The 20950-nt window shown below is 59.6% G+C and carries 19 protein-coding genes and 1 tRNA gene; 7 read left to right on the top strand and 13 right to left on the bottom strand.

Annotation, left to right across the window (positions count from 1 at the left end):
- Positions 1–484: 484 nt before the first annotated feature.
- The 3 genes from HMPREF2975_RS03200 to HMPREF2975_RS03210 all read right to left on the bottom strand — a co-directional run bounded on the left by HMPREF2975_RS03200 (position 485) and on the right by HMPREF2975_RS03210 (position 4398).
- The gene (locus HMPREF2975_RS03200) at positions 485–1996 is read right to left on the bottom strand and encodes a recombinase family protein (RefSeq protein WP_070725723.1); all 1512 of its coding nucleotides are present in this window, start codon (positions 1994–1996) and stop codon (positions 485–487) included.
- Between the two features lie 20 nt (positions 1997–2016).
- Complete coding sequence (gene ychF, locus HMPREF2975_RS03205) at positions 2017–3102, bottom strand: redox-regulated ATPase YchF (RefSeq protein ID WP_058237074.1); 1086 nt, start codon at positions 3100–3102, stop codon at positions 2017–2019.
- A gap of 177 nt (positions 3103–3279) precedes the next feature.
- Complete coding sequence (locus HMPREF2975_RS03210; protein WP_083314372.1) at positions 3280–4398, bottom strand: 4-hydroxy-3-methylbut-2-enyl diphosphate reductase; 1119 nt, start codon at positions 4396–4398, stop codon at positions 3280–3282.
- Between the two features lie 179 nt (positions 4399–4577).
- Here HMPREF2975_RS03210 and xseA point away from each other — a divergent pair, with 179 nt between their 5' ends.
- From xseA to HMPREF2975_RS03225, 3 genes are all read left to right on the top strand, one after another.
- Positions 4578–5879: an exodeoxyribonuclease VII large subunit gene (gene xseA, locus HMPREF2975_RS03215; RefSeq protein ID WP_193599969.1), complete on the top strand. Its 1302-nt coding sequence runs from the start codon at positions 4578–4580 to the stop codon at positions 5877–5879.
- 84 nt (positions 5880–5963) lie between these two features.
- The gene (locus HMPREF2975_RS03220) at positions 5964–6248 is read left to right on the top strand and encodes an exodeoxyribonuclease VII small subunit (RefSeq protein WP_070725725.1); all 285 of its coding nucleotides are present in this window, start codon (positions 5964–5966) and stop codon (positions 6246–6248) included.
- A 259-nt stretch (positions 6249–6507) separates the two neighbouring features.
- Positions 6508–7461 (top strand): PfkB family carbohydrate kinase, encoded by a 954-nt coding sequence (locus tag HMPREF2975_RS03225; RefSeq protein ID WP_070725726.1) that lies wholly within the window; start codon positions 6508–6510, stop codon positions 7459–7461.
- Between the two features lie 15 nt (positions 7462–7476).
- On the opposite strand, the gene HMPREF2975_RS03230 is transcribed toward HMPREF2975_RS03225, so the two are convergent.
- Positions 7477–8238 (bottom strand): isoprenyl transferase, encoded by a 762-nt coding sequence (locus HMPREF2975_RS03230; protein WP_058237078.1) that lies wholly within the window; start codon positions 8236–8238, stop codon positions 7477–7479.
- A 249-nt stretch (positions 8239–8487) separates the two neighbouring features.
- On the opposite strand from HMPREF2975_RS03230, the gene trhA reads away from it, so the two are divergent.
- Together trhA and greA are read left to right on the top strand one after the other, a co-directional pair.
- Positions 8488–9171 (top strand): PAQR family membrane homeostasis protein TrhA, encoded by a 684-nt coding sequence (gene trhA, locus HMPREF2975_RS03235; protein WP_070725751.1) that lies wholly within the window; start codon positions 8488–8490, stop codon positions 9169–9171.
- Between the two features lie 204 nt (positions 9172–9375).
- On the top strand, positions 9376–9861 hold the full coding sequence (gene greA / locus HMPREF2975_RS03240; RefSeq protein WP_058237079.1) for a transcription elongation factor GreA: 486 nt from the start codon (positions 9376–9378) through the stop codon (positions 9859–9861).
- 199 nt (positions 9862–10060) lie between these two features.
- Here the strand turns inward: greA and HMPREF2975_RS03245 are convergent, their stop codons facing one another.
- Positions 10061–11569, bottom strand: coding sequence for an AI-2E family transporter (locus HMPREF2975_RS03245; protein ID WP_070725729.1), 1509 nt, complete (start codon positions 11567–11569; stop codon positions 10061–10063).
- A 301-nt stretch (positions 11570–11870) separates the two neighbouring features.
- On the opposite strand from HMPREF2975_RS03245, the gene msrA reads away from it, so the two are divergent.
- Positions 11871–12491, top strand: a complete 621-nt coding sequence (gene msrA / locus HMPREF2975_RS03250) for a peptide-methionine (S)-S-oxide reductase MsrA (RefSeq protein ID WP_070725730.1) — start codon at positions 11871–11873, stop codon at positions 12489–12491.
- 130 nt (positions 12492–12621) lie between these two features.
- Here msrA and HMPREF2975_RS03255 read toward each other — a convergent pair whose 3' ends face one another.
- From HMPREF2975_RS03255 to HMPREF2975_RS03265, 3 genes are all read right to left on the bottom strand, one after another.
- On the bottom strand, positions 12622–13020 hold the full coding sequence (locus HMPREF2975_RS03255) for an FKBP-type peptidyl-prolyl cis-trans isomerase (protein WP_058237082.1): 399 nt from the start codon (positions 13018–13020) through the stop codon (positions 12622–12624).
- A 42-nt stretch (positions 13021–13062) separates the two neighbouring features.
- On the bottom strand, positions 13063–14022 hold the full coding sequence (locus HMPREF2975_RS03260) for a Bax inhibitor-1/YccA family protein (RefSeq protein WP_070725732.1): 960 nt from the start codon (positions 14020–14022) through the stop codon (positions 13063–13065).
- A gap of 309 nt (positions 14023–14331) precedes the next feature.
- Positions 14332–14405: transfer RNA gene (locus tag HMPREF2975_RS03265), tRNA-Leu, on the bottom strand.
- A gap of 196 nt (positions 14406–14601) precedes the next feature.
- On the opposite strand from HMPREF2975_RS03265, the gene nhaA reads away from it, so the two are divergent.
- A complete protein-coding gene (gene nhaA, locus HMPREF2975_RS03270) occupies positions 14602–16023 on the top strand; it encodes a Na+/H+ antiporter NhaA (RefSeq protein ID WP_227469173.1) in 1422 nt (473 codons plus the stop codon).
- Positions 16024–16128: 105 nt separating this feature from the next.
- Here nhaA and HMPREF2975_RS03275 read toward each other — a convergent pair whose 3' ends face one another.
- From HMPREF2975_RS03275 to HMPREF2975_RS03295, 5 genes are all read right to left on the bottom strand, one after another.
- Positions 16129–17142, bottom strand: coding sequence for a Ppx/GppA phosphatase family protein (locus HMPREF2975_RS03275; RefSeq protein WP_083314377.1), 1014 nt, complete (start codon positions 17140–17142; stop codon positions 16129–16131).
- Between the two features lie 62 nt (positions 17143–17204).
- A complete protein-coding gene (locus tag HMPREF2975_RS03280) occupies positions 17205–17744 on the bottom strand; it encodes a DUF501 domain-containing protein (protein WP_070725734.1) in 540 nt (179 codons plus the stop codon).
- Positions 17741–18646 carry an FtsB family cell division protein gene (locus HMPREF2975_RS11920; protein WP_193599967.1) on the bottom strand — a complete coding sequence of 302 codons (906 nt, stop codon included), beginning with the start codon at positions 18644–18646 and terminating at the stop codon, positions 17741–17743. Before HMPREF2975_RS11920 ends, HMPREF2975_RS03280 begins: the two co-directional genes overlap by 4 nt.
- Positions 18647–18808: 162 nt before the next feature.
- Positions 18809–20089 carry a phosphopyruvate hydratase gene (gene eno, locus HMPREF2975_RS03290; RefSeq protein ID WP_058237087.1) on the bottom strand — a complete coding sequence of 427 codons (1281 nt, stop codon included), beginning with the start codon at positions 20087–20089 and terminating at the stop codon, positions 18809–18811.
- Between the two features lie 200 nt (positions 20090–20289).
- Positions 20290–20886 carry a hypothetical protein gene (locus HMPREF2975_RS03295; RefSeq protein ID WP_070725737.1) on the bottom strand — a complete coding sequence of 199 codons (597 nt, stop codon included), beginning with the start codon at positions 20884–20886 and terminating at the stop codon, positions 20290–20292.
- Between the last annotated feature and the right edge of the window lie 64 nt (positions 20887–20950).

The following is a 20950-nucleotide window of genomic DNA, read 5'->3' on the forward strand; positions in this document are numbered from 1 at the left end:
AATCGCGTTCCAGATGAAGTGGACGAACGCCCGCGGCCTCTCCGGAGTGGATGGCGATAGTACAGAGGACTTCTGAAATCCGTGCAGACGACTCCTCAAAACGACACAGTCATCCAAGGTCACAAAATCGAAAATTGTCACTTAACCCCATCACTTCCAAACCGGCTTAAGTGACAAAATGCCATCGCTAAAGTCCCGATTTGAGTCCCAGGACGTGCGCCTTAAGAGAAATAACTAAAGCCCCTACCAGTGTTTCTCCTGGTAGGGGCTTGGAAGTTGGTAGCGGGGGCAGGATTCGAACCTACGACCTCTGGGGTAACAAGAGCCGTGTCATACTTCCTGCGAACGCCACGGTTGAGCAGTGTCGCCCCCGATACACGAAGGCAGATCTCCCCCGAACTGCCGGCTCCCGTGGCGTTCCTTCGTAAGAGCTTTGCGCGCCGCAGCGCATGCGCGCGATTGTTGACGTGTCACACACTGCAACCTAGTTCCACACGATCTGCACCGATTCAGGGTTGAAGGTCTTGGTGCCGCGCACGCCACGGCGCAGGCGCACCTGGCACAGGGTATTGATGACTCGGCGCTGCACGGCAAGCTCTGCGTTGTCGAAGGCATCCACGGGCGAGGCGTAGCCGGTTGTGTCGAGCAGCGCCGATGCGCCAGCAAGACGGGCACGGCGCGTTTCGAGTTTCTCGATCTGCGGCTCATAACGGTTTCGCGCGCGCTTGAGGTCACGGGCCTCGATAAGCTCCTCGTCGTAGTCAGCCTGGACGCGGGCGAGCTTTGCGCGAAGCTCAGCGAGTTCGTCGTCGATGGCGTTGACCTCGTCGTCGTCCGCAGTCGGCAGCAGGTCCGCCAGGTCGTCACGACCAAGACGGGCACGGATCACGGCGAGGACAAAATCATCGACGCTATGTGTGCGCACTAAGCCACAGGCCGCGCAGCGGTAGCGGTCGGCATGCGTGCGCACGGGGTTGCCGCACTCGTCGCAGACATACAGACCCGAGCCGAGATGGCGGCGAGTGTTCCGGCGCTCCTTGTTTGTCAGCCGGTCGGGATCATCGAGCACGTTCTGCACACGCCACCACAGATCGGGTGTGACGATCGGCTCCCACTGCCCTTTTACCGGCTCGCCGGTATCGGGGTCGCGGACAATGTGCGTTACACGGCGGTATTTGTTCTTCACGCCTTTGCGTTTGGCCTTCTTGTAGGTGGAATAGCCGGCATACACGGGGTTGCGCAGAATCGAGTGCAACGACGTATAGGCCCACGGCTGCGCGTCGGGAACTGGCTTTTCTTCCTGGCCTTCAGCGCGGCGTCGAGCGTTGCGCTCTGTGACCACGGTGTGCATATGGCGCGGCGTGGTCGGGATATCCGGCAAGCCCGGTTGATCGACCCCAGATAGGGCGCGTGCAATGTCGCGCATGGAGTTGCCCCGCTCGACAGCCCGGAACATCCCGAGCACGGCGGCGGCTTCGGGTGGGATGATCTCGCCGGTCGAGGTGTAGCCGATTGGGCGCACACCGCCGGAGTACCAGCGTCCCTGCTCGGCGCGCTGCTGTTGCGCACGGGATTGGCGCATGCTTTTACGTTCGATCTCGCCGCGCGCCACGGCTGCTTTGATGCGCGCGTACATTCTGCCGCCGTCGGTGGCAAGGTCAGCATCACCGTTCGCGGTGACGAGTTTCAGCCCCTGCTCTTCTGCTCTGTCGATCCACTCTTCGAGCTGCCAGGGCTGTCGCGTGAGGCGGTCGAGGTCCCAGCAAATGATCGCGTCGATCTCGCCGCGCTCGAAAGACGCCACCATGGCGTCGTAGTCGGGGCGGTCCACGTCCTTCTTTGACGCGGAGATCGACTGATCGACGTAGGTATGCACGACGTCCCAGCCACGTTGCTCGGCAAGGGCTTCGCAGTCCTGACGCTGCCGGTCGATGGCGAGGCCGTCCATGGCAGCATCGAGCGAGATACGGAGGTAAATAGCAGCACGTGTTGTCATGCCGCTAACACTAGCGCGCCTCAGGTTACATTGAAACGAAACTCCACCACGTCACCGTCCTGCATGACGTAGTCTTTGCCTTCCATACGCACCCGCCCGTGAGCGCGCGCCTCCGCCATCGAGCCCAGTTCAACCAGCTCGTCGTAGCTAACGACCTCGACTTTAATGAAACCTTTCTGGAAGTCGGTGTGGATGACGCCGGCAGCTTCGGGGGCGGTATCTCCCTGGTGAATCGTCCATGCCCGTGATTCCTTGTCACCAGCGGTGAGGAATGTTTGCAGTCCGAGGGTGCTAAATCCCACGCGCGCCAGCTGATCCAAGCCAGATTCTGCTTGCCCTGACTCTTCGAGCATTTCGCGGGCGTCATCCTCGTCAAGTTCAATGAGTTCGGACTCGAATTGGGCGTCCAGGAAAATGGCGTCAGCGGGTGCGACGAGGGCGCGCAGTTCATCCTGCTTGGCGCGATCTGCCATCCCCTCGGAATCCATATTGAAGACATAGATAAACGGTTTCGCCGTCATCAGCTGGAACGATTTAAGGGCATCCTGGTCGAGCGCTGCTCCCTCGGGCCCGGATAGTACGGTGCCTTGTTCAAGAAGTTCGAGGGCGGCTTTCGCCGTCGCCAGAACTGCCGGATCTGTTTTCTTACCCTTGACCTCTTTGTCGAGGCGAGGGATTTGCTTTTCAAGGGTCTGAATATCAGCAAGGATCAGTTCTGTTGAGATGGTCTCAATGTCACTGGCCGGATCAACTTTGCCTTCGACGTGGACAACGTCGGGGTCGTCGAATGCGCGTGTGACCTGGCAGATTGCGTCTGCCTCGCGAATGTTGGCAAGAAACTGGTTGCCCAGGCCTTCGCCTTCAGAGGCGCCACGCACGATGCCCGCAATATCAACGAATGAGACGGTGGCGTGAATGATCTTTTCTGAGTTGAACATTTTTGCTAGAACGTCCAGACGAGGATCAGGCAGCGGTACCACTCCCACGTTTGGTTCGATCGTGGCGAAGGGGTAGTTCGCTGCGAGCGCTGATGCGCGCGTCAGGGCGTTAAAGAGGGTCGACTTGCCGACGTTGGGCAGTCCCGCAATTCCAATAGTCAAAGACACGTGCCCTATTGTAGGCATTCCTGTGCGCGTATGCGGAAAGCCGTGTCCTGCGCCTCATTCATGTGTGTGCCGAGTGGTCGCGTGCAAGCGACCACTCGGCACACAGCAGAAAATTCGCGCAGATATCTTGTGGTGAGTCAGCAGCGTCTCGCGCCTTCGTTGCACCGGGCGTCACCGTCAATGCGTGTGGTTCGCACCTGACTGCCGCGGTGCGTGCGGGCGCGCATCGATCAGCCCCGACTTCTTGAGCTCCATACGCAAATTACGCGGCAATGCAAACGTTGTCGTCTCGGTTTCGGTGCGCACTTGCTCAACGTGCGTCAAGCCGCGTTCTTTCAGCCACGCGATGACGTCTCGCACCAACACTTCCGGCACGGACGCACCCGATGTGACACCAACCGTCTGAGCACCTTCAAACCATTCTTCGCGCAGCTCACTTGCTCGGTCAACACGATGAGCTGAACCGGCACCGGCATCCAGCGCAACTTCCAGCAGCCGCACAGAATTCGACGAATTCGCCGATCCCACCACGATCATGACATCAACGTCAGGCGCAATCGACTTCACTGCAACTTGCCGGTTTTGCGTCGCATAGCAAATATCGTCACTGGGAGGATCCGTCAGCTCCGGGAATCGTTCACGCAGCCGGTCAACCGTCTGCCGCGTCTCGTCAACAGAGAGCGTGGTCTGCGAAATCCATACCACGCGCGAGGGGTCACGCACCGTCACCGAGTCAACCTCGTCAGGCGATCCAACGACCTGAATATGGTCGGGAGCCTCACCAAACGTCCCCTCGACTTCCTCGTGCCCCTGATGGCCCACCAGGATAATGTCATAGTCTTCGCGCGCAAAACGCACCGCTTCGCGATGCACTTTCGTCACGAGCGGGCACGTCGCATCGATAGTGGCGAGGTGACGCTCCTGCGCTGCGGCCACCACCTGCGGTGACACTCCGTGCGCGGAAAACACGACCCGAGCTCCCTCGGGAACTTCGCCGACTTCCTGCACGAAAATCGCGCCGCGCTCAGACAGAGTTTCCACCACGTATTTATTGTGAACGATCTCTTTGCGCACGTAGATAGGCGGCCCGTACAGTTCGAGCGCTTTCTCCACGACGTCGACCGCTCTGTCCACGCCCGCACAGTACCCACGCGGCGCAGCGACGAGCACGCGCCCGCCTTCAGGCGTCTGCCCCTGGCCTGATCCGGCCCCACCATCATCTTGCGGCGGCCGTGGGAACGAGGGCGACGGAAGCGACACGGGAGATGCGCGATGCGCAGCGGCGTCCTGATTCATACGTCCAATCTAACGTCTATGACACCTATTGACATCCTCAGCGTAATGAATCCCACGTCACGGCAGCGCTCCACCGTCCGCATCGTCGTGTGATGTGACATCCTTGGATCGTGTCATTTTCACAGCCTCCGCATATGCCAGATGGACGCCAGCCCGGAAGCGGCCGGCCACCCTCGTCAATGAACGCGGGCCAGCCCGGTGCGCGCATGCTCGCCCCCAAGGCAGCGATGACGACGAGGGAGAACCCGTGGCCTCTGCGACTGCTTACTGAGAACATCAAGACCTATGTCGAAAAGATGTCGACACTGTGGGTTGAAGGCCAGATCGTCGAATACAAGCCGCGACCTGGCACTCGTATGGCGTTTTTCGTGTTGCGTGATGTGCAAGCGGATACATCCATGACTGTGACCGCGTTCCCTTCGGTACTGGACCGCACCGGCCCGGGCTTTGAAGAAGGGGCGCGCGTGGTGATTCGTGCGACTCCTGTGTTTTGGGAGAAGCGCGGGACGCTCAATCTGCGGGCTGAGGAGATCCATCTGCAGGGACTGGGCGATTTGCTCGCGCAGATTGAGATGCTGCGCCGCAAGCTTTCGGCCGAGGGCCTGTTTGCTCCCGAACGCAAAGTCCCGCTGCCGTTCGCCCCGAAGGTGATTGGTTTGGTGTGTGGCCGCAACGCCAAGGCAAAAGATGACGTCGTGGTCAACGCGAGCGCGCGCTGGCCTGCGATCGGCTTTGAGATCCGTGAAGTTGCTGTTCAGGGCGTGCACGCGGTGCGGGAGGTGTGCGCGGCGATGACTGAGCTGGACGGGCTGAGCCATGTTGATGTCATCGTAGTGGCCCGTGGTGGCGGCTCGGTCGAGGACCTTTTGCCGTTTTCTGATGAGACAATGGTGCGTACTGCGGCAACGATTCGTAAACCGCTTGTTTCAGCCATTGGGCACGAGGCCGACGCTCCTCTGCTGGATCTGGTTGCTGATTTTCGTGCGTCCACGCCGACGGATGCGGCCCGCCGTGTCGTGCCAGATTTGGCGCAGGAGACTGCTGGGCTGACTCAGGCCGCCTCGCGCATGCGTTCTGCGGTTGCGCGCGTGGTGGGCAGGGAGCGCGAGCGTCTCTCGTTGGTCACTTCGCGTCCAGTGATGGTCGAGCCAAGGGCGATTGTCGAGCGCCACGTGCAGGTTGTGGACGGTTTGCGCGGCCGTCTGTCAGTGGCGCTGTCGCGAATGCTGTCCCGCGAGCAGACGGGGTTGGCTCGAGCGATCGGCACGTTGAGGGCTCTGTCCCCTCAGGCAACGTTGGATCGCGGGTATGCCCTGTTGCGCACGCCGGGTGGAGATCTGATTCGCTCCACTGATCAGATAGCGAAAGGCGATTTACTTGAGGGCGTCTTAGCGTCGGGCCGACTGGTCGCTCAAGTGTTCGGCTTCACTCCTGCTACCTCGGATACCTCCGCATCAGAAGATGATCCCCTCGCCAATTAATGCGCAAAGCTTTGTTCATTGTGCCGAGTGGTCGCGTGCACGCGACCACTCGGCACGCACAAGAAAACTGGGAAGGAAAAGCTTATGAGCCAGAATGGCACCTCACCTGTGGAGAACCGGCCGGATGCCTCCACTATGGGATACGAGCAGGCACGCGATGAACTCGTTGAGATCGTCGGTGTTCTTGAATCAGGCAAGGCTCCCCTCGAAGCAACCCTTCAGCTGTGGGAGCGAGGTGAAGCTCTCGCCACGCGCTGCCGCACGATCCTGGATCAGGCTCAATCCCGCCTTGAACAGGCAGACGCCTCAGACCAGCCACACGACGATGCGAGCGGCTCATCTGAACAAGCAGACGGCGCTCTCAGGTAGGCGACCACTCGCGGTCACGTCGCCTCTAGCACCGCCCGAGCGCACACCGTCCCTAGCACCACTCGGGCGCACGCCGCCCCTGGCGCCACATGACCGCACTCCGCCCCGTTCTCCTCGACCATGGAGTCTGCAGGCGTTGCCAATTTCCGCTGCATACCCACATTCGATAGGCTAAGCACAGAACGCACTCGTGCGCTCTTCCCCACCAGTTCGGGCGCACCCGCACAGAAGCGTGTACGTCACCAGTCAGGAAGTTTCAATGGATATCTTGTCTGCCCCGCATATCCTCGCCATCGGCGAGTCCCTCGTGGATATTCTGCACCGCCCCGACCGCCCCGATGATGTTGTGGAGACACCCGGCGGCTCTCCCGCAAACACGGCGATGACACTGGGTCGCCTGGGTCGTCCGATTGTGCTGGAAACGTGGCTGGGCCGCGATGAACGAGGGCGGACAGTGGCTGAACACTTCCGCGACTCCCACGTCTATATTCCACTGGAATCTTTCGGCGCAACACGCACAACGACGGCAACTGCCACGCTGAATGAGCGAGGTGCCGCGACCTACACCTTCGATATTGAGTGGGCTCCGCGCACGCCTATCCCTGTTTCTCCCCATGCCCAAATCGTGCATGCCGGGTCGATTTCCGCTGTTATTCAGCCAGGTGGCCCCGCCATTCTTGACGCGCTGCACCGCGCACACGATCAGGCCATCGTCACCTACGACCCGAATATCCGCCCCGACATTATGGGCTCACCGGAAGAATCGATCGACACGATCCTCGACTTCGTGCGTGCAGCCGACATCGTGAAGGTCTCAGATGAAGACATCGCATGGCTGACGAATGATGCACCACTGGACGAGGTCGTGTCTGATTGGCTCGGACTTGGCCCGTCGCTTGTCATCGTCACCCGCGGAAGCAAGGGTGCCATGGCTCGTTCAGTGAGTGGCATGCAGTGCGCGGCCACCCCTGCTGATATCCCAGTGGTTGATACTGTCGGCGCGGGTGATTCGTTCACCGGCGGCATTATTGACGCACTGTGGGGTCTTGGCCTCGTGGGGGCTGACGCGCGCGAAGCGTTGCGGACCCTTGACGAGGCGACCGCAATGAAGATTTTGACGCGAGCCTCACGAATTTCAGATATCACTGTTTCGCGTGCCGGCGCCAACCCACCGTGGCTGTCGGAGCTGAACGAGTCGGAGCTGAACGACTAGCTCGCCTGCGCGCAATCAGCGCCCCATACGCCGTTCACGTTGCGCATAGGAGCGTAGCGCGCGCAGAAAATCGACGCGTCGGAAGTCAGGCCAGTACGCCTCACAGAAGTACAACTCGGTGTGAACACTCTGCCAGATCATAAAGCCGGATAGCCTCTGCTCACCCGAGGTGCGAATCACAAGATCCGGATCAGGCTGCCCCTTGGTGTACAGATGATTCGTGATGTCCTCGTCAGTGAGCGAATCAGCAACTTCTTCCAGCGTGCGCCCCTGCGCAGCCGCATCTCGCAGCAAAGAGCGCACCGCATCAGCAATCTCATGACGCCCGCCGTAGCCAACCGCGATGTTGACGCTCAGTCCATCCATATCTTTCGTCGCGTCCTGGGCGCTGCGCAACTCATCGGCAAGATCCTCGCTGAGCAGTGACAAATCACCGACAACACCGATTTTCCAGCGACGCTGAGCGGCCAGGGCGCGCACGGCCTGTCCAATAATGTCAAAAAGCTCGTCGATCTCATGCTGATCGCGCTCCAGATTGTCGGTAGAGAGCATCCATAGCGTGACGATCTCAACTCCGACCTCTTCGGCCCACTCCAAAAATTCTGCAATTTTCCCGGCACCGGCGCGGTGACCGTGAGACGCTGTGGTTCCAATGGAACGCGCCCAGCGGCGGTTTCCATCCAAGATGACCCCGACGTGACGGGGAATCGACCCATGAGCGATTTCAGAGCGTACTCGCCGTTCATACAGGTCGTAGAGCAAATTCCATTGCGCCATCGGGACCTCCCATATGTTCTTGCACCAACTGTATACCTCACGCCTCGAACTCAGAGGGCGAAGGATTGCCCCGTGGATTTCGCCTATGGAGATTGTGGCGGTCCCGCTACCTAACTTACGGTATCGTAGGGAAGAGGGCGGGGTGGTCATCACGGCCCCATCACAGCGCCACCGCGGAGCCACCGCGGCCCCCACCAACGCGTCACTGTCCCTGCGAGAATGCGAGTTCGGTAAGGAGAGATGTCAGACATGAAGATTGCATCTATTCACCCCACCCAGTGGGTTCCAGAACAGCTCATTAGCGTCAAGCCGCACTTTCGCGGATGGCTCCATCTGGTCGCCACTCCCCTGTCACTGGCCGCCTCGATCGTTCTCGTGTGCCTGGCACCTACCACAGCGACTACATGGGCCTCGGCTGTCTACCTTGCCGCATCGCTCATCCTGTTCGGCATCTCGGCGCTTTACCACCGTTTCTACTGGGCTCCCAAATGGGAGACGCTATGGCGCAGACTCGACCATTCAAACATTTTCCTGCTGATCGCCGGCACCTACACACCGCTGGCTGTCGCCCTCCTGTCCCCGCATGATCAGGTTGTTCTGCTCTCGATCGTGTGGACAGGTGCCATCGCAGGCATTCTCATTAACCTGTTGTGGCCGGCAGCGCCCCGCTGGCTGGCAACGCTGCTGTACGTTGTGTTGGGCTGGACCGCCATATGGTATCTGCCCGCTCTGTGGGCTGGTGGTGGCCCCGCCGTCGTGTGGCTCGTCATTGCAGGTGGTTTGCTGTATACACTGGGTGCCCTCGTCTATGCGACGAAATGGCCGAATCCCTCGCCCAAGTGGTTTGGTTTCCATGAGATCTTCCACTCGTTCACGATCCTGGCGTGGGCGTGTCAATGCGTCGCCGTGTACATCGCGGTCCTGACTGCTTAAGCGTGTGCCACCAGCGGCGTTGATTGTTTTGTCATCATTGACGAGGGTGGCCCATGCGCCGTTTCGTCCGGAGATGAAAACGAGACTTTCGCCGCTTTGGATATGGCTTTAGTCGCTCTTATTGTTACACTGACCCCAGTTCATCGTTTTGTCGCTCCGGCACCACACCACGGTGCCGGACTTTTTCATTGAAAGGAAGGAACCATGGCGGACACTCAGTGGCTGACACGAGCCCAATATGATGCCCTCAAGGCAGAGCTGACTGAGAGAATCGAGCAGCGTCGCCCGGAGATCGCCAAACTGATCGATGCGGCTCGCCAGGAAGGCGATTTGAGGGAGAACGGCGGCTACCATGCTGCCCGAAATGAGCAGTCCATGAACGAAACGCGTATCCTCGCACTTCAGGAGATGCTCGAGCATGCGGAGGTGGGAGAAACTCCCGCCAACGATGGCGTGGTGGAGCCTGGAATGGTCGTCACTGCAACGGTGGCTGGCCGTGAGCAGAAGTTCCTGCTCGGCTCACGCGATGCCGGCGGCGATCTGGGTATCCAGGTGTTCTCCGCTCGCGCACCGCTGGGTGCAGCGGTGATGGGACATAAGCCTGGCGACAAGCTGACCTATGAGGCGCCCAACGGTAAGACCATCGAGGTTGAAATTCTCGAGTGTGTGCCTTACGGACAAGAAGGATAATTACTCTCCAGACGGGTGCTCCCCGAAAGAGCGGCTGACTGTGTTCAACCGTCTCTTTCGGGGAGTTTGCTATATGAAGGGCCCACGCGCATGCACCTGCCAGCCTGCGAGTGAACGTTTAATTAGAGTTTTGGTTCACCGCGTCGATGCCGGCTCAGCGTGATCGCCGAGCGCATCAACGCTTGCTCGAGGCGTCAGCTCACCGCGTTGAGGAGGATGAGCCTGCTGGGTCGCCCTCGTCGCTGGATGATCCACCCCGGGCTGCAGCAATTTCGTTGCTGTCACCCTGCGCTCGATCATCATCAGCGTGAGAATCATGAGCGTCAGCGTGGCTGCCGCTATGGGAAGTATCCTCGTCTGAATCTGACTTGACGGCTTCGTTCTTGTTGTCCTTGATGCCGTCACCGTCTTCGTCATCATCAGAGGCATAGGACTGCGCGACCATCTCATCCAACATTCCTGGCGGGCCTCCAGGTCTGTCCTCCTGATCGCGAAGGGCGGGTATGGGGTCATATCCGTGCAGGTAAAGGAACGTTGAGTTCAGGAATGCTGCGATCGGCACGCCGAAAAGAGCGCCGGGAATGCCGGCGACCGCGCCGGCACCTGCCACAACCAGCAGGACGGCGACTGGGTGCAGGGATACTGCAGAGGACATGAGCCAGGGCTGCAGAATATTACCTTCGATCTGCTGGACGGCGAGGATGATCAGCAGCATGAACAGTGCGCGCGCCACGCCCTGATCCACCAATGCAACGAGGACGGCAATGGTTCCAGACACCAGGGCACCAACGATCGGGATGAACGAGCCGAAAAAGACAAGCACGGTGATGGGGATCGCCATCGGCACGCCCAGTGCCCACGCACCGATACCGATACCGATTGCATCAATTGCGGCAACTTTGATCTGCGTGCGCACGTATGCCGACAGGGTGACCCATCCGCGGATCGCTGATTCGTGGACCGGGCGGCGCGCTGGCGCCGGGAACAGGCGCACCACCCACAGCCAGATCCGCCTGCCTTCGCGCATGAAGAAGAACAGGCAGAACAACATAATGAGGGATCCGGTTAAAACTGACGCAAGAGAGCTCGTCAGGCTCAGTGCGCCTGTTGCGAGGGCCGAGGAGTGTGCGCTCAAGAACTGGGTGACTTCTGTGCGGATTGTCTCGATGCCCTGTTCAATGGTGGCCGTCTCAAGTCCGAACGGGCCGTTAGATACCCATTCGACCGCTTTATCGAGGCCTTGGGAGGCTTTGGAGACAAGGGATGGGACCTGCCGGATGAGTTGTCCGGCGGCTCCAGCGATGATTGTCACGACGACGAGGAGGGCGACGACCAATCCGGTGGCAGCTGCGGCTGTCTGCGGAAGGCGAACCTTGACGTGCAGGAAGCGCACCAGCGGCTCCAGCAGGACTGTCAGAAGGACGGCAATCGCAACCGGAAAGACAATCAGGGACAGTTGGACCGCTCCCCACGCCACGACGGCAACGGCAGCGATAATGATCAGGAGGCGCCACGACCATGCTGCAGCCACACGCACAGACCATGTCACGCCCTCGCTTGCGTCACGAGACCGAGGCGAGACATCAGGCTCATGGAAGCTCACGACTTCGTCGTGGTCGCGAGACGATGAATGGGAGCGGCGTCGTGGCCATTTGCCCATCCAGTTATTCAGCCGTTCGGTATACCGCGTGTCGTGGCTTTGCGCCATGGTGATCCTCACTTTCAGTGGAGCGTCAACAGTCAACCTGCATCTGGCTGGCGCAGTTCGCGTCGCGGGGCGAGCGTGGCCCACCTCGTCAAATATGCACGGTGCCTCTGATCTGAGGCGGCACGTGCCAGCTCGAGACAGTTCTCATCGTGGGATGTGTGCGAGGAGAGCTTGAGGCACAGGTTAAATGTCGCACGATAGTCTACGTGACATTCATGCTCTCAGCGCAATTAAGGGGAAGCGGGTGGGCATTTGCGTACGGCAATGAGACAATATCGGCACCAAGAGAAAGCGAGCCACAATGTTTGAGTTCCACAACGCCATCAATGTGCATGATGATCCGAACCGTCACGTTGTCCTGGGAACTCCGCTGGATATGGAACCTGGAGAGGGCCAGGAGCTGATCTATTTCGCTGCTGGCTGCTACTGGGGAGTCGAAAAGGTTTTCTGGGAAACACCGGGGGTTGTGGCCACTGCCGTCGGCTTCATGGGCGGGCATGCTGATCATCCAACTTACAAGCAGGTGTGTGCCGGCGGAACCGGGCATCTCGAGACTGTGCGCGTCGTGTATGACACGTCGAAGATTTCCACCGGCCAGATCATTGCCACGTTTTTTGAAATTCACGATCCCACGCAGGGTGATCGACAGGGCGGCGATATTGGCCATCAGTACCATTCGGCGATCTGGACGACCACTGATGAGCAGTACGACCTTGCCGTGCGCACGCGCGAGGCCTACCACGACACAATCAGTGAGCATGGCTTCGGAGCCATTACCACCCATATTGCGACGGCGGCCGATGGCGGGCAGTTCTGGTTCGCAGAGGATTCCCACCAGGGCTACCTGTTTAAGAACCCCGATGGTTATCAGTGCCATTCACGCACGGGCTATGCGTGCCCCGTTCTGAAGTCCCGTTCCTGAAGCTGGCGCTGCTGCTCGGGTCGCTCTGATCTCAGCCGAGGTCTCAGTCTTTTAAATCAAAAGGGTCCTTGCGGATGTGTCCGCAAGGACCCAGTGAATTGAGACGTATCGATGATGCCTCAAGGTGGTGCTAGTGCACTCCCAGAATGTCAGTCACGAAGACCAGGGTGTCTCCACCTTGGATACCTGCCTGCGGTACCCCGTGGTCGCCGTACCCGTATTCTGCCGGAATTGACAGCAAGACGCGTGAGCCAACACGCTGCCCGACCAGGCCATCATCCCATCCGCGGATCACCATTCCCACACCGATCTGGAAGCTCAGTGCCTGGCCTCGGTCATAGGAGTTGTCAAAAACCTGTCCGTTCCACACCTGGCCCAGGTAATGGCACTGAATCGTGTCGCCCGGCTCCACTTCCTGGCCATCACCCGCGCGCAGCACTTCAATCAGCAGCTCATCGGAGGGCTGTGCATCTGTGAATGCGACAGTCGGCTTGCGTCCAAACTCGCCTTCGACGTGAACGTTTTCCATAGTGCGTTGTCCTTACTGTGACGTGTAATGATGAAAGCGAGTCTACTCGCGGAAGTATGACAGGAGGCGAAGAATCTCCAGATACATCCACACGAGAGTCACCATCAGCCCGAATGCGCATGTCCAGGCAAACTTTGATGGAGCCCCCTGCTCGACGGCCACCTTGGCCACCTCGAAATCACCAATCAGGCAGATCGCGCCGATGAAGACGCAGAAGACACCGATGAAGACCCCCAGCGGGATTCCCATAACCGTGATGGAGCGCAGTGACGAGTCGAGCACGCCGGTGATGTTGAGCAGGAACGACACGATCGAGAAGGTGATGATGCCGAACAGAGAAATCATGGCAAACCTGGCCATCTTCGATGAGTAGCGAACTTTGCCGGACGCATACAGAGCCAGTGTGACGCCAAAAACGCTCAGAGTACCCACAACCGCCTGAAGGACGATCCCGGGATACACGATTTCCATGACTGATGACACGCCGCCCAGCGCGAGGCCTTCAGCAGCTGCGTACACCATCGTCAGTCCCGGCTTCGGTGAACGTGAGAACGAAATAATCAAAGCCAGCACGAATCCGACGGCCAGGCCGCCAAACATCAAACCAAGCCCCATCGACGGGTTGGCACGCGTGACAGCCCATGCTCCGGCAGCTGCGACAAGCAGAATCCCAAAAAGGATTCCGGTCTTGACGATGACATCGTCGATTGTCAGTCGGCCACGATCCACCGCATCAGCAGACGGCTGGTTGTAACGCTGCTCAAATTCGTCAAACTGGTCCGCCTGCTGAGGGTAACGAGGGTACCCCTGCTGCGTTGCGGTGCCGGCCGAAGCGCCAGCGCCAGCCTGATGGGCGTAAGGATCAGCGTACTGCTGCGACTGGTAATTGGTATATCCGCTGTTGCCGGGGGCATACCCTGGCATTGCTGGATAGCCAGCTGGAGTGGTCTGCGCCGAGCGCGTCTCGTCTTTCACCAGCTTCTTCAACACGGGGTTGGACATTGTGCCTCCTTCTGGCCAGCGCGCCCCGGGAACAGGCGTTGCCGGAAACAGACTGACCCACTACTACCTGTCTTAAGGTTTTCACGTTTGCGGCCCGACCGCTAGCCCATCGGGGTCTTTCTTATTGAGCCGACAGCGAGATCTGGCGATCCCTTTCGGCGCACCTCTCGCCCTTCACCAATCCAAGGCCAGCTCTCCACAGAAGAGTTTCCGAGTCAGAATTCGCATGGGACTCCCTCGTCAATGAACCTGCCGCGTCCGGCAAAGACCCGGCGAGCATCATTTCTGCCGCTTGCGTGCCCGACTCCGTACCCCCAGTCAGATTCGAACTGACAACACATCGATTTTAAGTCGATTGCCTCTGCCAATTGGGCCATGGGGGCATGCCAACCTCACAAGCCTGGCTCATGGCTCGTGACGGCAGCGTGCCTAGTTTACACGCACTTCCGGCCGTCATCCCACACGAGCCGCGCCCACGCCTCGACAACGCATTACCCACACATTGCCTGTGCCTTATGATCGAAGATAGCCACATCTCCATCACAGCGGTTCCTCGTCGCGAAGGAAGGTTCGATACGAATGACTCTCGGCTCGTCTGAAGAAACTACCTCCACCGGTGGAGCCGCACGTGAAAAGCGCGACATGCCTCGAATCCCGTATCGCAGTGATGGGATTGTGCATCGCTCACGTCATAACTTCCCTGGTGCGCGCCTCCAACAACGCCCACCGATCCTGGTATCAGCTCTGCCGCGCAAACGAGTTTATGCATCCTCGTCGAACGCGAGTGTGGGGCACCGTATTCGCAATGCTTTCCAAGCCATTCCGCGATTCCTCGCTGACGAGACGCGAACCGGTTTGCTGCTCATTGTCGTTGCACTCATCGCTCTCTTCCTGGCAAATTCCCCCTGGGAACCGATCTACAGCGCTATTTCGCACTATGAATTTGGCCCTGAATCGCTCGGACTGCATCTGTCAGTGCACGAATGGGCGGCCGACGGACTGCTCACCATCTTCTTCTTCGTTGTCGGCCTGGAGTTGAAGTCAGATTTTGTGACCGGACCGCTGCGTGACATCCGGGAAGCGGCACTGCCCATGTTGGCGGCCGCTTTCGGCATGGTCGGACCTGCCACCATCTATGTGCTGATCCAAACCATCACTGGTTCCGATCACTTCCACGGGTGGGCCGTGCCAACTGCAACTGATATTGCCTTCGCGGTGGCACTCCTGGGGATCTTTGGACGAGGCCTCCCACCTGCCGCGAGAACCTTCCTGCTGACTTTGGCAGTTGTCGACGATCTGCTGGCCATCATCGTCATCGCAGTGTTTTACTCATCTGGCCTGAACTGGCTGGCGCTGGGCGGAGCACTGCTGACGATCGTGGTCTTTGGATTCCTGGTGCAGCGCCAGATCACCAAGTGGTGGCTGCTCATACCTTTGGCTGTGGTGGCGTGGGCACTGATGCTCAACTCCGGCGTTCACGCGACGATCGCGGGTGTCTGCCTGGGCATGGTTGTGCCCGCCAAACGCATCAGGAACCGACAGCTCACCCACGAGTTTGATGAGAAGCTCAGTCCGTGGTCAGCGGGCCTGGCTCTTCCCGTTTTCGCATTCTTCGCCGCTGGCGTACCCGTCATGGGTGGCGAGGGTGGCCTGAGCGCAGCGCTGACCGACCCAATCACTATTTCCGTCGCAGTCGCATTGCCGCTGGGCAAGCTGATCGGCATCTGGGGGTCGGTCGCTATTCTGACGCGCTACACCCGCCTGCGCTTGGGCAACGGAGTGGACCTGCCCGACATTGCCGCGATCGGCCTGCTGGCCGGCATCGGATTCACGGTCGCGATGCTGGTAGCCGGGCTTGCGTTCCCGGGCGAAACCGAAGTGTTCCATGCTCGCTTCGGCGTGATTCTCGGTACGTTTGCTGCCGCGTTGTTGGGGGCTATTGCCCTGCACCAGCGTACAAGCGTGCGCGCCCGTGGAGCGCACGCGTCAAATCAGCGCTGAACGTCCGAGCACGGCGATCCGACGCTGAGCGATCGCGACACAGACCCAGACTTGGTCAGCACTGCGCGGTTTACGCCGCCGGCGCACTAAACACCTGCTGAGCGTCTACTCCTTCACCTGAGACAAGGCGATCCCGTCCAAAATGTCGTGCTCGGACGTCACCCAGCGATCGATTGTGCCGAGTGGTCGCGTACACGCGACCACTCGCGCACAAATGCGGGACCAGATCAGTGCGCCGGCGGCGATCACGTCTTCGCGTCCTTTCGGCATGAACCCCAGAGCAGCCTTGACCTTGACAGGCTGATCGATCATGAAGCGGATGGCGCGTTCCCCCTCGTCCATCGTGAACACGGCACCGTGGATGCGTTCAGGCATGTAGCGATCCAAGCCCAGCGCCTGCGCGGCAATAGTCGTCACCGTGCCGGCGACGCCCACCAATGTTCCCACTGCGCCAAAATCAATGACCGAGGCAGCACGATCCAGCTGCTCGTCGATCCACCGGGTGGCCTCGGCTTCGGCCTGCGGATCAATCCCCTGCTCAGAGTCACAGTGCGCGAAGAAACGTTCCGTCACTCGCACAGACCCCATGTTGAGCGAGATCGCCTGTTCGACGCCTGTTGTGCCGATGACCAGCTCAGTGGAGCCACCACCAATGTCCACCACCAGTGCCGGACGCCTCGCCTGAGAATCCAACGCGCTCATCGCTCCAGCAAAGGACAAAGCGGCCTCTTCCTCGCCGGGCACCACTTCAGGCTCCACGTTGAGCAGTTCACGCACCCCGTCGACAAAAACATCGCGGTTCTGCGCATCTCGGCTAGCCGAAGTCGCCACAAAACGCACGGAATCCACATTGTGACGCTTAATAAGCTCCGCGTATTCTCGCACCGCTTCCAGCGTGCGTTCAATTGCGTCGGGGTCGAGACGCCCTGTCTTATCAACGTTGTAGCCCAGACGAACGATCCGCATCAGGCGCGTGATGTCCCACATCCGCACAGATCCCGTATCGTCTCGCTCAACGTCTGCGATCAGGAGCCTGATTGAGTTGGTTCCGCAGTCGATGGCTGCCACACGCCGAGGGTGGCGCAGCTGTTCTGGTTCAGTCATAGTCACGGCGCTCATTGTGTCACGTTTGAAGGCGGCGTGGATGCCTCGCTGCAGGCCATCGTATTGTCGCGACTCGTCTAGCACATGCAGCGGTCAGACTGCCACAGATTGCGCTCGGCAAGGATTTCGAGTGCTTTGTCGCCCGCCGGGTTGCCTCCGGGGCCTGCGACGAGGGAGTGCGCGACAAGCGCGTGCAGACATTTCACGCGAGTTGGCATGCCACCGGCAGATACGCCGTCGATCTCCGGCACTTCACCCAGCGTCCGACGAAAAGCGATATAGGAGTTGTGAGCATCGCGGTAGTGCCTGGCAGCGTCCTCGTCAATCCTGATCCACTCATTGAGGTCTTCCATCACATGCTCTGCTTCCAGCGTGGAGCATCCACGCACGATCGGTGGGCACGTAAGGTAGAAAGTCGTCGGGAAAGGCGTACCGTCATCCAGGCGCGGGCGAGTCACGACAACGGTGGGCCGTCCGCACACACATCTGGCGCCGATAGAATCCACTCCACGCGGCAAGCGTCCGAGCTGTTCGCGCACCACTTCCAGGTCCTTTTCGGTGGCCGGCGACAGCTCCGGCAACTGCCTTGCGTCAGTGTCGCTGCCGTGGATGTTCATTTCTCGTCTCCTGATTGACTGAAGTTCAGTGGAGTCTGGTCTTTGGCGTCGTGGGTTGCTTCTTCAGGGTTGTCCGCATCGATGACCGATTGGGCAAGAACCTGAATCCACGGCTTATCCGGGCCTCGTTTGTCGTTTTCCTGCGAGGAGGCATCCTCGTATCCTGGCCCTGGGTCCTTGACCGTGTACTGGGTTTCTCCCGGCTGGACATATCCGAGGCGTGAGCGGGCCTGCGATGCCACGTACGTCGGGTCCTTCCATAAGTCGAGCTGTTCGTGAAGCTCGGCGTTGCGTTCCCTGGCCTGTTCGACACGCACCTGCATATCTTTCAGGTCCTGGCTCTGCCTGAACCATTGGTACGCGGAGGGAATGAGTAGGACAGCAAGCAGCGCAGCCATGATGCTGATTGCGAGGAATCGGACCGAAATTGTCAGTCCGCCGAAAGAGATGTTGCGCGACGAAGCGTCACTGCGTGCTGTCTTTGCGCCCCGTCCGCCACTACGTTCCTTCGTCTTCGTCGCCGCGTCCGGTTGACGGTTCCGGCGAAAACGTGATGCGACAGATGCTGAGCGTGAAGAGTCCGAGCCTCCTGTTTTCAGGCGGGGTCCCGCCAGGCCGATGCGGCGCAGGCGATCCGAATGGAAGCGGCCCTTCGGCGAATCCTGACTCGCTTCGGCGCCCGACTCACGCGATTCATCTGCCCTGTCGTTTACTGCGCCGAGAGAGGGCCGAGTAGATATCTGGCTGTCGCTATGTGAATCCGTTTGATCTCCATGGGATCGCCGGATTGGGCGAGAGCGACGCTGCTGGCTGGCTGGCGTCGACGAGGGGCGTGACGCACCAGAAGTGCGTCGACGAGGCGCGTGAGGGCGCCTCGGATCATGATGCGACGAATCAGCCATGTTCTCATCGTGCCTTAAAACACTTCGAGCCGGGCGATCCGCTTGCGGCATGTCACAGTCGTTCTGGTCATATTCCCGTGAAACAGCTGTGCGCCGAGTGGTCGCATGCAAGCGACCACTCGGCGCACATTAAAAAAATAAGCCGTCAGGGCTTCAGTGTTCTCAGGCCTTGAAGCGCGGGAACGACGATGCACCTGCGTACACGGCTGCTTCAGCAAGCTCTTCTTCAATGCGCAGCAGCTGGTTGTACTTGGCGACACGCTCTGAACGTGCCGGAGCACCGGTCTTGATCTGACCGGAGTTGGTGGCAACAGCAAGATCAGCGATCGTCGTATCCTCGGTCTCGCCGGAGCGGTGCGAGGTCATCGTGCGGTATCCGTTGCGGTGTGCTTCCTCAACGGCATCCAGCGTCTCGGTCAGGGAGCCGATCTGGTTGACCTTGACCAGCAGTGCGTTAGCCACGTTCATCTCGATGCCCTTGCGCAGGCGATCGGGGTTGGTGACGAACAGGTCGTCGCCCACCAGCTGAACACGGTCACCGATCTGAGCGGTCAGTGACTTCCATGCGTCCCATTCGTCTTCTGACAACGGGTCTTCGATGGAGACCAGCGGGTAGTCAGAGATGAGCTTCTCGTAGTAGGACACCATGTAGTCAGTGGAGCGGCCTTCACCCTCGAACTGGTACATGCCATCAGCGAAGAACTCGGTGGAGGCAACATCCAGTGCCAGTGCCACGTCTGCGCCCGGCTTGTAACCGGCCTTTTCGATGGCTTCCACGATCAGGTCGAGTGCTGCCGAGTTGGACTCAAGGTTGGGGGCGAAGCCGCCCTCGTCACCCAGGCCGGTGGACAGGCCACGACTCTTGATGACGCCCTTGAGGGTGTGGTAGACCTCTGCACCCCAGCGCAGTGCTTCACGGAAGGTCGGAGCGCCGATTGGGGCAATCATGAATTCCTGAATATCCACGTTGGTGTCTGCGTGAGAGCCGCCGTTGAGGATGTTCATCATCGGGACAGGCAGAACGTGTGCGTTCGGGCCGCCCAGGTAACGGTACAGGGGCAGTCCGGCAGACTCTGCGGCAGCCTTGGCCACTGCGAGCGACACACCCAGGATGGCGTTTGCGCCCAGCTTGCCCTTGTTGTCGGTTCCGTCGAGGTCCAGCATGGCCTCGTCGATGACGCGCTGGTCGGTTGCGTCCTCATCGATCAGCTCAGCGCCGATCACCTCGGTCACTGCATCGACAGCGTCCTGTACGCCCTTGCCCATGTAACGATCCTTGTCGCCATCGCGACGTTCGACCGCCTCGAAGGCACCGGTTGATGCACCGGAGGGAACGGATGCGCGGGAAACGGTGCCGTCCTCCAACAGAACCTCGACCTCTACGGTCGGGTTGCCTCGAGAGTCGAGGATTTCGCGTGCCCCGATTGTCTCAATCCTTGCCACGTCTTTCTCCTTCGTGATTGTGTGCGTGGAGCTGTCGCGTCTCACAGTAGTACGCAACGGTTGTAAAACACACCCCTGATGCTCGAAAAACGTGCTCGTGACCTTCACGTGTACGTGTTGACCTGCACTTGAGCGACATTGGTCCCTCATTCGGCGTGAGCCGCGCAGCGTGCATCGAGGTATGTCTCACGTTTTAAATTTTAGTGGGTATGGCCGCTTTGGCTGTCTGTGTCAGTCGATGCATCCCCGTCGCTCTTCGGCGCCTTGACATCTGCGGGTGTCACGATGTCGGCAAGCGTGCTGGCCTGCTTTGTGTTCGCCTGGGCAGTGTAGTACCGCGGGTTAATGTCGATTTTTTCCTTCGTGTAGTACTGTTCCAGTTCCTGCTGGATCGTCTGGAGATCATTGCCGTCGACCTGCAGCTGCTGCAGGACCATCTCTCCTCTGAAGACGTCGAGGACGCTGGCGGGTACATTTTCCGGGGCTTCAAGACCACGAGATGCAGCTACTTGCTTCATGAGGTCAAGAACCTGGTCGTCAGTAAACGTCACGTCTTTGTCGTGTCCCATGCGATTCTGGAAATAGCTGGAGGTCAGGAGCCTGAGCGCATCCACGCGACTGACTCGCTGTGCCAGGACATCGGGAAGCGCAGTGGCAACTTCCGTGACGGTTTCTTCGCTGATGTTGTGGTCTCCGATTCGCGCCGCCGCACCTGGGTGAGCTGAACATCCCGTAATGACGAGTGCCAGCCCGGCAAGAGTTGCAACGAAGCCAGCTATACCCCGTTTTTGTGCCACCGAGATCCTCCTTAGGTCTTGTGCGTGTCTATTCTACGTCACGTTGACCGATGTGCCGCACCAA

Source organism: Actinomyces sp. HMSC065F12, assembly GCF_001814535.1.
GTDB lineage: Bacteria > Actinomycetota > Actinomycetes > Actinomycetales > Actinomycetaceae > Pauljensenia > Pauljensenia radingae_A.

Coding starts and splice junctions, on each gene's coding strand:
- HMPREF2975_RS03200 (WP_070725723.1), bottom strand. CDS start 1,996: ATGACAACACGTGCTGCTATTTACCTCCGTATCTCGCTCGATGCTGCC.
- HMPREF2975_RS03210 (WP_083314372.1), bottom strand. CDS start 4,398: ATGAATCAGGACGCCGCTGCGCATCGCGCATCTCCCGTGTCGCTTCCG.
- xseA (WP_193599969.1), top strand. CDS start 4,578: ATGAACGCGGGCCAGCCCGGTGCGCGCATGCTCGCCCCCAAGGCAGCG.
- HMPREF2975_RS03220 (WP_070725725.1), top strand. CDS start 5,964: ATGAGCCAGAATGGCACCTCACCTGTGGAGAACCGGCCGGATGCCTCC.
- HMPREF2975_RS03225 (WP_070725726.1), top strand. CDS start 6,508: ATGGATATCTTGTCTGCCCCGCATATCCTCGCCATCGGCGAGTCCCTC.
- HMPREF2975_RS03230 (WP_058237078.1), bottom strand. CDS start 8,238: ATGGCGCAATGGAATTTGCTCTACGACCTGTATGAACGGCGAGTACGC.
- trhA (WP_070725751.1), top strand. CDS start 8,488: ATGAAGATTGCATCTATTCACCCCACCCAGTGGGTTCCAGAACAGCTC.
- greA (WP_058237079.1), top strand. CDS start 9,376: ATGGCGGACACTCAGTGGCTGACACGAGCCCAATATGATGCCCTCAAG.
- HMPREF2975_RS03245 (WP_070725729.1), bottom strand. CDS start 11,569: ATGGCGCAAAGCCACGACACGCGGTATACCGAACGGCTGAATAACTGG.
- msrA (WP_070725730.1), top strand. CDS start 11,871: ATGTTTGAGTTCCACAACGCCATCAATGTGCATGATGATCCGAACCGT.
- HMPREF2975_RS03255 (WP_058237082.1), bottom strand. CDS start 13,020: ATGGAAAACGTTCACGTCGAAGGCGAGTTTGGACGCAAGCCGACTGTC.
- HMPREF2975_RS03260 (WP_070725732.1), bottom strand. CDS start 14,022: ATGTCCAACCCCGTGTTGAAGAAGCTGGTGAAAGACGAGACGCGCTCG.
- nhaA (WP_227469173.1), top strand. CDS start 14,602: ATGACTCTCGGCTCGTCTGAAGAAACTACCTCCACCGGTGGAGCCGCA.
- HMPREF2975_RS03275 (WP_083314377.1), bottom strand. CDS start 17,142: ATGAGCGCCGTGACTATGACTGAACCAGAACAGCTGCGCCACCCTCGG.
- HMPREF2975_RS03280 (WP_070725734.1), bottom strand. CDS start 17,744: ATGAACATCCACGGCAGCGACACTGACGCAAGGCAGTTGCCGGAGCTG.
- HMPREF2975_RS11920 (WP_193599967.1), bottom strand. CDS start 18,646: ATGGCTGATTCGTCGCATCATGATCCGAGGCGCCCTCACGCGCCTCGT.